The following is a 12,684-nucleotide window of genomic DNA, read 5'->3' on the forward strand; positions in this document are numbered from 1 at the left end:
CAGTACAACACAATTGTTGATTACTCTTCTTCGATGAGTTTCAGCACATCGGCAGCAATCACCCACTCTTCGTTGGTTGGAATGACCATCGCAACCGGACTGTTGTCCGCGGTGATGATGCCTTCGTTACCAAAGCGGGCGGCCTTGTTGCGCTCATCATCAACCTGGAAGTTGAAGATAGCCAGGTTTTCCAGCACTTTGCGACGAACGAGTTCAGAGTTTTCACCGATGCCGCCGGTAAATACCACTGCATCCAGACTGCCCAATGGCACGGTGTAGGAGGCAATGTATTTCGCCAGGCGGTAGCAGAAGATTTCCAGTGCCAAAGTGGCGCCTTTATGGCCTTCAGCATAACCTTCTTCAATACCGCGGCAGTCGCTGGTCAGTTCTGAAATCCCCAACAAGCCACTCTGCTTGTTGAGCATGGAGTTCACTTCGTCCACGGTGTAGCCCAGTTGGTGCACCAGGTGATAGACGATGGACGGATCCATGTCACCACTACGGGTTCCCATGACCAGACCTTCCAGCGGCGTCAAGCCCATGGAGGTGTCTACACTCTTGCCACCTTTTACTGCGGTAACGGAGGCGCCATTACCCAGGTGGGCTGAGATCAGGTTCACTTCTTCCAGTGGTTTACCCAGCATTTGGGCAGCCTGACGGCTTACAAACAGGTGGCTGGTGCCGTGCATGCCATAACGGCGGATGCTGTGCTCACGATACAGTTTGTAAGGCAGCGCGTAGATATAGGCTTTTTCAGGCATCGATTGGTGAAAGGCGGTGTCAAACACAGTCACTTGTGGCAGATGCGGGAAAGAAGCGATGGCAGCACGAATACCGATGAGGTGAGCCGGGTTGTGCAGTGGCGCCAAGGAGGCACATTCTTCAATACCATCAATGACAGAGTCATCAACGATAACGGAATGGGTGAATTTCTCACCACCGTGAACGATGCGGTGACCGATACCCAGAATTTTTGAAGACAATTCCGGTAAGGGACCTAAAATGTTTTCTACAATGAATTCAACGGCTTCACGGTGTGCTGTATAAGCACCCAGAGACATTTCGTGTTTTTCGCCGTTGTATTTCCACTTGATGCGAGAATCTTTGAGACCAAAGCATTCTGCCAGACCTGAAATTTCAGCTTCGCCAGTCAGGGCGTCAATTACCGCAAATTTCAGAGAAGAACTGCCGCAGTTTAAAACTAATACCAGTTTATTTGACATCTTAATAAACCTTATGCCGTTTTATTAACTGATCCGGAAAGCCAGCTTCCGAACCGGTGTTTACTTAGTATTTCCGTTGTCAGCGCCCGTTTCTGTGTTGGGGCGTTTTTTGGAAATATGCTAAGGTAGAAGCATTCAATCAAAAGCAGGGGCGTTCCTTGAATTCTGGCATCCTGAAAACCCTGGGTGATGGTCAACGCTACATGAAGACCTGGCCCTTGGTTCGGCAACTGGGTTATCACTTTCCCGAGTTTCGCGTCATTCGCGCTACCCGTTTGGCCACTACCCTTATGCCTGGTTTGGCCCTGCTCGCTGGCGGTAGCCAGCTTTATTTGTATGGATGGGCATATTTGCCACAGGCGCTTGCCACCATCCTGTTTTTCATCAGCATGCCGCTCCAGGGGATGTTTTGGCTGGGATGGCGAGCTCGTCATCCTCTACCCTTATCACTGCTGGAGTGGGGCAATCAACTCAACGCCAGACTGATAGAGCAGGGCGCCGGGTCGCGTCCACTTGGCGCTAAGGCCTGTTATATGGACATGGCGGTGATTCTGAAATTGGCGTTTGAACGTCTTGATGCCAGTTTCTGGGACGAGATTTAGCCTTAGTAACTGGCGTTGATCCCGCGCTTGGTGAATACCGCTTTGATCTTTTCCATTGTGTCGTGGCTAGGAGGTGAAACACCTTCCAGTTCGTAGGCTTCTCCCATCGCCTCCCACTTGTGTTTTCCCAGTTCATGGTAGGGGAGGAGTTCCACTTTTTCCACATTCTGCATGGGCTGAATGAACTCGGCGAGTAACTCGGCAGAGGCTTCATCCTCAGTGTATCCGTTGACCACTACGTAACGAATCCAGGTCTTTTGTCCCCGCTGGGCGAGGTATCTTGCAAATTGCAAGGTTCTCTGGTTGCTCACTTTGGTCAAATCGATGTGCTTGGCATCATCCATCTGTTTTATGTCGAGCATGACCAGATCAGTGTTATCCAACAATGCATCAATAACCGGTGTGTACTTGCGGACAAAACCGTTGGTATCGAGACAGGTATGGATACCGTGTTGCTTACAGGCTTTGAACCATTCGGCGACAAACTCTGCCTGCAACACTGCTTCACCACCGCTGGCAGTTACACCACCACCGCTGGATTCATAAAACGGCCGATAACTGAGGATCTGCTCCATCAACTCATCGACCGTTACACTCTTGCCATCATCTAAATCCCAGGTGTCGCGGTTGTGACAGTATTTGCAGCGCATCAAGCACCCTTGCATGAAAGCGATAAAGCGAATGCCCGGGCCATCTACGGTGCCAAAAGATTCAATGGAATGAACTTTTCCGGTAACTGTCATCAATGCTCCTGAAAAGGCTGCAATGTTGCCATTGCAGCCAGCGATATTTAGATAGATTTAGTGAAAGTACGGGTAATAACATCCTGCTGCTGTTCAGGCGTCAGGGAGTTAAAGCGTACTGCATAACCGGATACGCGGATGGTCAGCTGAGGATATTTCTCAGGGTGTACCATGGCGTCTTCCAGCATTTCACGGTTCATCACGTTAACGTTCAGGTGCTGACCGCCTTCATGGCCTGGTTTGTGGGAGAAGTAACCGTCCATCAGCGCAGCCAGGTTGGCGCGGCGGGCGTCATCTTCTTTACCCAGTGCGTTAGGCACAATAGAGAAGGTGTAAGAGATACCGTCCTGAGCGTGGGCAAACGGAAGTTTAGCCACAGAAGTCAGGGAGGCTACCGCACCTTGCTCGTCACGGCCGTGCATTGGGTTTGCACCTGGTGCAAATGGCGCACCGGCGCGACGACCGTCAGGGGTGTTACCTGTTTTCTTACCATAAACCACGTTAGAGGTGATGGTCAGAATTGACTGAGTCGGGATTGCGTTACGATACATCTGCTTGTGACGGATTTTATCCATGAAGCGCTGTACCAGGTCGCAAGCGATTTCGTCAACGCGGGCGTCGTTGTTACCGAATTTCGGATATTCGCCTTCGATTTCGAAATCAACGGCGATGCCGTCTTCGTCACGTACTGGTTTAACAGTGGCGTACTTGATGGCAGACAGTGAGTCGGCAGCAATGGACAGACCGGCAATACCACATGCCATGGTGCGACGTACATCACGGTCATGCAAAGCCATCAGGGCGGCTTCGTAAGAGTACTTGTCGTGCATGAAGTGGATGGTGTTCAGGGCAGTCACATATTGAGTGGCCAACCAGTCCATCATGTTGTCCAGACGGCCCATCACTTCATCGAAGGTCAGCACGTCAGCAGTGATTGGTTCGTTTTTCGGACCAACTTGCTTTTTCAGTTTTTCGTCAACACCACCGTTGATGGAGTACAACAGGGTTTTTGCCAGGTTGGCACGAGCGCCGAAGAACTGCATCTGCTTACCGATCACCATTGGGCTTACGCAGCAGGCGATACCGTAATCGTCTGATTCGAAATCAGGACGCATCAGGTCATCGTTTTCATACTGGATGGAGCTGGTGTCAATAGATACTTTGGCGCAGTATTTCTTGAATGCTTCTGGCAGGGATTCTGACCACAGTACAGTGATGTTTGGCTCTGGGCTAGGGCCCATGTTGTACAGGGTGTGCAGGAAGCGGAAGCTGGTTTTGCTTACCAGGGTACGACCGTCAAGGCCCATACCGCCGATAGATTCTGTTGCCCAGATTGGGTCACCAGAGAACAGCTCATCGTATTCAGGGGTACGCAGGAAGCGAACCATACGCAGCTTCATGACGAAGTGGTCGATCATTTCCTGAGCCTGTTCTTCAGTCAGCAGGCCTTTTTTCAGGTCACGCTCAATGTAGATGTCCAGGAAGGTAGAAGTACGACCCAGAGACATTGCCGCACCGTTCTGGCTCTTCACTGCAGCCAGATAACCGAAGTAAGTCCACTGGATGGCTTCTTTGGCATTGGTGGCAGGACCAGAGATGTCAATACCGTACTTGGCGGCCATGTTTTTCATCTGGGCCAGGGCACGATGCTGTTCAGCAATTTCTTCACGCAGCTGGATGACGTCATTCAGGTTTTCACCTTCTTCCATCTGAGTCTGCAAAGAGGTGAACTGAGCGAACTTGTCTTTCATCAGGTAGTCGATACCGTACAGGGCAACACGACGGTAGTCACCGATGATACGGCCGCGGCCGTAGGCATCTGGCAAACCGGTCAGAACGCCTGATTTACGACAAGCAAGAATTTCTGGGGTGTAAACATCGAAAACGCCCTGGTTATGGGTTTTTCTCAGTTCGCTGTAGATGTAGCTGATTTGTGGATCCAGTTCACGGCCATAAGCCTTGCATGAACCTTCAACCATGCGTACACCACCGTTAGGCAACAGGGCCCGTTTCAGTGGTGCATCAGTTTGTAAACCAACAATGCTTTCGAGACCCTGGTCAATGTAACCGGCGTCATGAGAATCGATGGTGGAGACTTTGTCGGTGTCAAAATCGACAGGGGCATGAGTGCTGTTTTCCTGCTTGATGCCCTCCATCACTTTTTCCCACAAAGTGTTGGTGGCCGCAGTTGGACCAGCTAGGAATGTTTCGTCACCCTCGTAAGGGGCGTAGTTGTTCTGGATAAAGTCACGCAGGTTGACCTCAGATTTCCAGTCACCGGGTACAAAACCTTCCCAAGCTTTTTGGAACAGATCAGTTGTGTCGGTCATCATACTTCACCTTTTGTTTGATAAAGTGGGCGGGATTAGTGTCCTGTCTGTTTCCTCGGGACGTTAACCCCTGTTCAGTTTGTTGCCTAGCTATCTGGTCGGATGGCTAAGCACCAGCTACCAATGCAATCGGTCTTTTACCGATTGAAGAATATCTGTAAATGCCCTTAACCTTGAATTGGTAAGACCAATTGTCCAGAAAGATATTAACATAAGATTCATATTGGTCACACCACTTCACGACTTTGCGAATTAAGTTAATCCTAAAATTGCTACTGAGTTATCAAATTTCAGACAATTACGATCTATGTCAGCCAGTTAAATTCGCTGTTGAACCGCTAAAGTACAGATAACTTGTGTGGCGAAATGGCGAGTAATTACTCTAATCAATTGATAACCTGCTGTTTAAATTAATCTTTGAGCAAGGCCACAGACATATATGCTATTGCGTTATCCTTTTGCTAACCGACACCCCCTCTGAAGTGGTGCCCCGTTTTATCATAAAAAACATGATATGGGTCACTGAACCGCCATGAATTTATGTTATGAAACGCGACATGTTAATCATTACTAATTAATAACCCTGCCATGTAACAGTTTGGTTACGTAATGTGACAAGCTTCTTGTTGGTTAATTATTGACCGCAAAAACTACCGGGTAAAGGTGCTGAATTAAGGTTATGAGAGATGGCAATGGGCCATTACATTTAAAATTTGAACTGGCATTGATTAATCAGATGATCTGCGAGATAGCGCGCATCTTTTACAGCAGGAATTGATTCTGAATAGCTAAATAAGGCATAAATACATCACCGCTAGAGTATGTTCGTAATTTTTTCTTAAAAATCAAATAGTTCTATTCTTTGCGATTCTTGGGTCGAAAATTAATCAATGTTTTTGGCAGACCGAAGCATTCATGGCCTGTTCGCTGATCAGATCTTCGGCTAGGGGTTCTGGGGCTGCCCAATTAGGTGAAAAAATGAAACTGTTTTCTGAGCATTTGCAAACCGTCATCGCCAGTGGTGAAGGTAAAGTCAACAAGCCCTCACTCTTTCGTTTTATACAAGCAATTTATGCGGGATTTTTCATTGGTCTGGCGTTTGTCTTTTATGTCACGGTAACCACCGGCAATGCTGATGCTCATTGGGGGGCGGTGCATCTGATGGGGGGCACTGTATTCAGTTTGGGCTTGATGCTGGTTGTGCTGTTCGGGATGGAGCTGTTTACCAGTACCGTATTGTCGGCCGTGGCATGTGCCCAGGGGCGGGTCAGTCTTGGCAGAATGTTATGCTGCTGGGGTGAAGTTTACATAGGTAATGCCATTGGGGCGTTAATTCTGGTCGGTTTGGTGTGCGCCGGCGGTTTGTACATGACTGCCGGTGGCCAATGGGGCTTGAATGTGATTGGCATTGCACTGCATAAGGTGCATCACACTTGGACCCAGGCTTTTGTGCTGGGCATGATGTGTAACATCATGGTGTGTCTGGCGGTATGGTTTGCCTACATGAGCAAGGAAATCAGCGCCAAGGTGTTGCTCATGGTGATGCCGGTAGCCTTGTTCGTCTCGACCGGATTTGAGCACAGTATCGCCAATATGTTCATGTTGCCGGTAGGTGTGGCATTCTCTTATCTGTTGCCGCAAGAATTGCTGTTGAGCCATGGTTACACCCCTGAAGTGCTGGAAGCGCTGAGTGTGGGCCACATTATCAGTGCCAATTTAATTCCCGTCACTTTGGGCAATATCGTGGGCGGTGCCGGGTTTATCGGCTTGGGCATTTGGGCTACGGAAAAAGCGTCTGGTGCCAAAGATGCCAATGCCATTTCCCGTGACTGATTAACCCGTTGCGGCACCCAATAAAAAAACGGCTTGTGGCCGTTTTTTTATTGGGGATCACCGGTGTTACGGCTATTTATCCGCCAGGGCTTTGGCACGCTGCAATTTTTCATAAGCCTGCAGCAGGCTTTGATGTTTATCAAAGCCCAGCAGCCCTTGTGGCAGGGGCAAATCATAGGCGGCCTGCCGCCCTTGTATGTGAGCCTGTGCCAGTGCCACATATGGTGTGGTAAACAAGCGCTGCAGTTTGCCTACATATTCCTGTTCATCCGAACCTTCCCCCTGGATTTGCAATAACGCCAGCAAGGCATGATAAAAGCGTAAACGTTGTTGTTTGTTACCGGCAATGCCATAGGCGTTGAAGTCAATGGTCCACTGGGCCCATTCCTGGGCTTCTTCATGGTCGCCACTGGCGAGGGCCAGCAAGCAGCGCAGCTCCCCTATCCGTAAGGTGGCCCAAGGGCTGTCCCCATCCACGGCAATGCACAGCAGTTGATCAAGCGGTTGAAATTCATCCACGTCCAGGGCGTTGACTTCTTGCAGCACTTGGTTTGCCAGTGCCTGCTCGGTTGGGTTTTGCAGCCACTGTTGCAGCAGGTTACGCAGCTGCATGCCGCGATTATTGTTGGCGTAGGACAGGTCATCCACCGGATAGATTTCAGAGTAACCCGGCACCAGTACCCGGCAGGCGGGGAAGCCTAAATGCTGGTAATCGGCAATGTAAACCTCGGCGCCCTCATCGTGGAAAATGGCCAGCAAATGGGCAAATTCTTCTTCTGTCGTGCCACGGAAATCCCATTCATTGAAAAGGAAATCCGGGGTTTGCTTAAACAGATCCCACGAAACCAGTCCTGATGAGTCAATGAAATGGGTTTCTAAGTTGTTATGATCGGCCACTTCATCATTGTTGAAACTGGGGGATGGGAAAATATCCAGATCTTTTAGGCTGCGCCCTTGCAACAGCTCGGTTACCGTACGCTCCAGGGCCACTTCAAATCGGGGATGGGCACCAAAGGAGGCAAAACAGCCACTGTTTTGCGGATTGAACAGGGTAACACACACCACGGGATAACGGCCCCCTAACGAGGCATCAAAGCAGGTGATGGGAAAGCCTTCCTGCTCCAGTGCACTAATGGCTTGCTGGATTTTCGGAAAGCGGGCAATCACTTGTGCCGGAATTTCCGGTAATGAAATGGCATCGGCAATAATTTGGTTTTTAACATAGCGCTCAAAGCATTCTGACAATGCCTGGGTGCGGGCTTCGGTTTTACTGTTACCGGCAGACATGCCATTGCTTACATAAAGGTTGCCAATGATGTTCATGGGAATGTACACCCGCTCACCGTCTGATTGCCGCTCAAACGGCAGGGCGCAAATGCCCCGCTGTGCATTGGCTGATTGCACGTCCACCAATGTTTCCGGTTCCAGTTGCTGCTCCGGATCGTAATATTGCCATAACTCGTCGTTCAGCAAGCCTTTTGGCCGTTGGCCGTTTAGCGCAAACCATTTTTCATCGGGATAATGCACGTAATCGGCATTGGCCAGTGTGTCACCCAGATAAAAATCGGCAAAAAAGTAATTGCAGCTAAGCCGTTCAATGAATTCACCAAGAGCACTGGCCAGTGCGGCTTCCCGGCTGGCACCTTTGCCGTTGCTAAAGCATGCCGGGCAGTGACTGTCACGGATATGCACTGACCACACGTTAGGCACCGGGTTTAACCAAGACACCTGTTCAATATCAAAACCAAGTGTTGCGAGTTGCTGTTGCATGGTGCGGATGGAAACCTCAAGGGCTGCATCCTTGCCGGGGATATATGTCAGAGTCATGGAAAACCTTAAACGACGACCAGTGTGTTGGGGGCGCATATTAGCATAATCGCTGTTAATGCCAGCAATAATTATCCGGTATGCCCGGGAGCCTTGCGGTGGTTTGCCGGTTTTAATCCCCTTGGCATGTAGAGGTTTTTAATCAACATCTTGGCTGCTAGAATGAGCGTCATTTTTGATATGTTGCAGCGACAGGCTGCCAAGGTCAGATAACGTGGAATTTTTATACGATTACGGATTGTTTTTGGCAAAAGCCATTACCATTGTGGTGGCTGTGGCTGCCGTTGTAGTGGTCATTGTTGCCGCATCCATGAAACAAAAACATGAACGGGGTGAACTGAAACTGACCCACATCAGCGATGAGCTGCAGTCATTGCGTCAGCACCTGATGGCGGAATTGCTGGATAAAAAAGCGTTAAAAAAATATCAGAAAACCCAGAAAGCAGAGCAAAAAGCCAAAGAAAAACAAGCGGGTGAGTCTCCTCGTCAGCGTGTGTTTGTGCTGGAATTTAAAGGCGGCATTGAGGCGGCGGAGGTGGCGTCACTTCGAGAGGAGATTTCGGCGGTGTTGGCCATTGCCAACCCGGATGACCAAGTGGTACTGAACCTGGAAAGCGGCGGCGGCATGGTGCATGGCTACGGGTTGGCGGCCAGCCAGCTGGAGCGGATCAGGCGGGCCGGACTGCCTTTGACCGTGTGTGTGGATAAAGTGGCGGCCAGTGGCGGCTACATGATGGCTTGTGTGGCCAACCACATTGTGGCGGCACCCTTTGCCATCGTGGGTTCCATTGGTGTTGTTGCGCAAATACCCAACTTTAACCGGTTGCTGCGAAAACACGACATTGATTATGAGCAGCACACTGCCGGGGAATACAAGCGCACGTTAACGCTATTTGGTGAAAATACCGATGAGGGCAGGGCCAAGTTCCGGGAAGAGCTGGAGCAGACGCACCAGCTGTTTAAAGGATTTGTCAGCAATTTCAGGCCCCAACTGGTGTTATCCGATGTGGCGACCGGTGAACACTGGTACGGGCAACAAGCCCTGGACTTGCATCTGGTAGACGAGATTGGCACCAGTGATGATCTGCTTATGACGTTGGCGGATGAAAAACAGGTGATCCGGGTACGGTATCAAATCCGCAAGAAGATCACAGACAAACTGGCGCACAGTGCCGCCTTGATGCTGAATGAATGCTACGACCGGTTACTGCAGAAAAACCGCCCGATGTAGCGGGTTGTCGGTGAACTGAAAAGGCAAGGTTTGTGACCTTGCCTTTTTTACGCCTGATGGATAAGCGATAGAGTTGGCAGTGTTACAGCGGGTAACTGATGTGCTGATAAAACCCGACCATCATCTCTTGGGTTTTCGGATCAAGGCCTATGGCTTTGGCAAATTCTTTCAGTGCGGCTTCCACCTGATTCATGTAACGGCAATAACCCGGCTCAGAGTAATCATCATGGGTGGCCACCAAGATGAAATCCACGGCTTCCACCTGCTTTTTCCCATCCCAGTGCTGTAAAAATTTGGGTTCATTGTCGTTGGGGTTAAAACCGATAAGCACGGTTTCTTTGGTGGTGCCCAACTCTTCATATTTACTGTTACGCACCAAGGGGGTCAGGCCGTTACCCACCATGGCCACGTGTTTCAGATGCTTTTGTTTGACGGCCGCCAGAAAGCGGTCTTCCAGGTATTGATAAAGTGCAGAATAATCACCTGTATTTTCTTTCAATACTGATGTTTTCAACTGACGACTCAGGGGCAGCGTCACTTTTACATGGGCCGTAGAGGTGTAGTTGGATGGCAGTTCGCACTGTCTGGACTTATAGCGCATGTAAATGTTGCGCAGCTTGTAGCCGTAAGTTTTATTTTCGCCTTTGGCCGCGGCAAACAAATCATAAGTCATGTGCTGGTGATCGCGCACTTTCACCGCTAACTGGGGTTCGGGTAACAACGGCAACAAATCGTTAATCACCGCCCGTACACGATTGTGGAAATTGGCGGCATTCGCGCGAATATCACTGCCTGTGGCCAAAAACAGGAAGCGCAGTTTGCGCGCTTGATAGCCTGGCTCAAAATACAGGCTCTGGGCTTCATGGTATGCCGGGTTATAGAAAAACAGGATCTGCTCAGTGGTTTGCAGGGTGTACGCCTCTGAGTGATAGCGCACGATGGGCAGTTTATCGTTGGCGATAACATGCACGTTAAACAGTGCCTGCTCTTCGGCTAATTTGAAAAACTGTTCACTGATGCTGCGATAGCAATGCTCCAGGCTGTCGTAATGTGCCAGTAAAGCGTCAGTGATTTTGACGTCGGCCATAATGTATTGGTTGGTGCGCGTAGCCAGAGGTACGTATAGTTTTTGCAGCAACATAAAGGATTCCTTGTAGAACGCTGTTCAACGAATGAGGATATTTTAATCGTTTTTGCCATGGGGAAATATAGCTGACAAGCGGCTTTCTGCACGACATTTATTAATGCTAAGTTACCGTTTTTATGAATAAAACTAATCTGAAATTTTTAAAAAAACGTGATCGTTGACCAACTTGTTGACATGGCGCCATTTTTAGATGCCCACGCTCCGTAAACATGTGGTTTCAGATGAGATAACCCGATGGACAACATGCGTGCAAAAGGGCTTTCAACGCCGTTGGAAATGTTGTTGGCAGTTGTTGAGGTGCCATTTGCTCCCCATGGTTAACTGGCAAATAGCATGGTAGCGAATAATTCTGTAATCAAGCTTAAATGTTGGCATTATTCACTATGGGTTTGGGTGATTTTAAATGCCGTGGCGGTGGTGCTTGCCGCTTGCATCGACCTTACTGTAAGGCTTGCTGCACCCAAGGCAACATAAACTGGGTGATTTTGTCCTGTGCCTGTTCGTTGGGGTGTATTCCGTCACGTTGCATCAGCTCGGGGTAAGGAGCGATGATGGTCATAAAAAACGGGATCAAGGTAACATGGGGCTGTTGCGCCAGCCGATCATATACCGCCATAAAGGCTTTTTCGTAGCGGGGCCCATAATTGGGTGGCACCATTACCTGAGACAGTAGTATCTTGGTGTTGCTTTTATCGGCAAGCGCAATGATGCTTTTCAGGTTTTTTTCCAGCACTGCCGGAGGAAATCCCCGCAGTCCGTCATTGCCGCCAAGCTCCACCAATAACACATCAGGATGCACGGATTGCAACAAGGCGGGTAACCGTCTCAGCCCCCCGGCACTGGTTTCACCACTGACGGAGGCATTAACAATGGTATGCTCTGGCAAGGCTTGCCGCAGCCCCTCAACCCAGCCTTTTTGCTCGGCAACGCCATAACTGGCGCCAAGGCTGTCACCCAATACCAGCAGTGTGGCTGCCTGCAATGGGGTGGACAACACCAACAGCAATAAAGGCAGCCCAAGCAACAGACGATATAAGGAAGCGATTTTGAACCACAGTGCCATAAAAGTTTCCCAGTTAGTGAAAACGGTAACCACCCAGGAAGGTGAACTGACTATCCTGAAAGGCATCAATTTGGATGTCAAGCCGGGACAGAGTGTGGCCATCCTGGGGCCGTCCGGTTCGGGCAAATCCACATTGTTGGGCTTGTTGGCCGCGCTGGATACGCCCACATCCGGTGAGATTTGGCTCGACGGTACGCCATTGTCAGGGTTGAATGAAGAACAAAAAGCGGCGCTGCGCAAGCAGAAGGTGAGTTTCATTTTCCAGTCATTCATGCTGGTGGATACGCTGACGGCGCTGGAGAACGTAATGCTGCCGGCGGAATTGGCCGGCATGCAGGATGTTCGCAATCTCGCCAAGAAGATGCTGCAGCGGGTAGGGTTGGCACACCGATTATCCCACTACCCCAAGCAGTTGTCCGGTGGTGAGCAACAGCGGGTTGCCATTGCCAGAGCTTTCATTTGTGCGCCTAAGGTATTGTTTGCCGATGAACCGACCGGGAATCTGGACAAGCAAAATGCCGACAGAGTGGCAGACATGTTGTTTGCCCTGAACCAGGAAAGCGCTACCACACTGATTCTGGTGACCCACGATCTGCAATTGGCCCATCGTTGTGAGCGCCAGCTCCTGATGGCTGACGGCCAATTGTCCGAGCCCACCCGGACCCCGGTATCTTAGGAGATTTGA

At 49.9% G+C, this 12,684-nt stretch carries 10 protein-coding genes; 4 read left to right on the forward strand and 6 right to left on the reverse strand.

What is annotated here, in order from left to right; all coding sequences use genetic code 11:
* Nucleotides 1–20: 20 nt before the first annotated feature.
* A complete protein-coding gene (gene ackA / locus ACIDEJ_RS02195; protein ID WP_411986447.1) occupies nucleotides 21–1,223 on the reverse strand; it encodes an acetate kinase in 1,203 nt (400 codons plus the stop codon).
* Nucleotides 1,224–1,381: 158 nt separating this feature from the next.
* Here ackA and yfbV point away from each other — a divergent pair, with 158 nt between their 5' ends.
* The gene (yfbV, locus tag ACIDEJ_RS02200; RefSeq protein WP_411986448.1) at nucleotides 1,382–1,825 is read left to right on the forward strand and encodes a terminus macrodomain insulation protein YfbV; all 444 of its coding nucleotides are present in this window, start codon (nucleotides 1,382–1,384) and stop codon (nucleotides 1,823–1,825) included.
* 2 nt (nucleotides 1,826–1,827) lie between these two features.
* Here yfbV and pflA read toward each other — a convergent pair whose 3' ends face one another.
* Entirely contained in the window at nucleotides 1,828–2,568 is a 741-nt protein-coding gene (gene pflA / locus ACIDEJ_RS02205; RefSeq protein ID WP_411986449.1) for a pyruvate formate lyase 1-activating protein, read from the reverse strand.
* 47 nt (nucleotides 2,569–2,615) lie between these two features.
* Nucleotides 2,616–4,898, reverse strand: coding sequence for a formate C-acetyltransferase (gene pflB, locus ACIDEJ_RS02210; RefSeq protein WP_411986569.1), 2,283 nt, complete (start codon nucleotides 4,896–4,898; stop codon nucleotides 2,616–2,618).
* Between the two features lie 978 nt (nucleotides 4,899–5,876).
* On the opposite strand from pflB, the gene focA reads away from it, so the two are divergent.
* Entirely contained in the window at nucleotides 5,877–6,731 is an 855-nt protein-coding gene (focA, locus tag ACIDEJ_RS02215) for a formate transporter FocA (RefSeq protein WP_411986450.1), read from the forward strand.
* 72 nt (nucleotides 6,732–6,803) lie between these two features.
* On the opposite strand, the gene ycaO is transcribed toward focA, so the two are convergent.
* Nucleotides 6,804–8,558, reverse strand: coding sequence for a 30S ribosomal protein S12 methylthiotransferase accessory factor YcaO (ycaO, locus tag ACIDEJ_RS02220; RefSeq protein WP_411986451.1), 1,755 nt, complete (start codon nucleotides 8,556–8,558; stop codon nucleotides 6,804–6,806).
* Between the two features lie 214 nt (nucleotides 8,559–8,772).
* On the opposite strand from ycaO, the gene sohB reads away from it, so the two are divergent.
* Nucleotides 8,773–9,789 carry a protease SohB gene (gene sohB / locus ACIDEJ_RS02225; RefSeq protein WP_411986452.1) on the forward strand — a complete coding sequence of 339 codons (1,017 nt, stop codon included), beginning with the start codon at nucleotides 8,773–8,775 and terminating at the stop codon, nucleotides 9,787–9,789.
* Between the two features lie 82 nt (nucleotides 9,790–9,871).
* On the opposite strand, the gene ACIDEJ_RS02230 is transcribed toward sohB, so the two are convergent.
* Both ACIDEJ_RS02230 and ACIDEJ_RS02235 read right to left on the reverse strand, forming a co-directional pair.
* Nucleotides 9,872–10,930, reverse strand: a complete 1,059-nt coding sequence (locus ACIDEJ_RS02230) for a DUF3083 family protein (RefSeq protein ID WP_411986453.1) — start codon at nucleotides 10,928–10,930, stop codon at nucleotides 9,872–9,874.
* A 445-nt stretch (nucleotides 10,931–11,375) separates the two neighbouring features.
* The gene (locus tag ACIDEJ_RS02235; protein WP_411986454.1) at nucleotides 11,376–11,999 is read right to left on the reverse strand and encodes an arylesterase; all 624 of its coding nucleotides are present in this window, start codon (nucleotides 11,997–11,999) and stop codon (nucleotides 11,376–11,378) included.
* On the opposite strand from ACIDEJ_RS02235, the gene ACIDEJ_RS02240 reads away from it, so the two are divergent.
* Nucleotides 11,980–12,675, forward strand: coding sequence for an ABC transporter ATP-binding protein (locus ACIDEJ_RS02240; RefSeq protein WP_411986570.1), 696 nt, complete (start codon nucleotides 11,980–11,982; stop codon nucleotides 12,673–12,675). The two genes, ACIDEJ_RS02235 and ACIDEJ_RS02240, sit on opposite strands and share 20 nt — an antisense overlap.
* Nucleotides 12,676–12,684 lie beyond the last annotated feature (9 nt).

Source organism: Shewanella mytili (assembly GCF_046765975.1).
Lineage (GTDB): Bacteria > Pseudomonadota > Gammaproteobacteria > Enterobacterales > Shewanellaceae > Shewanella > Shewanella mytili.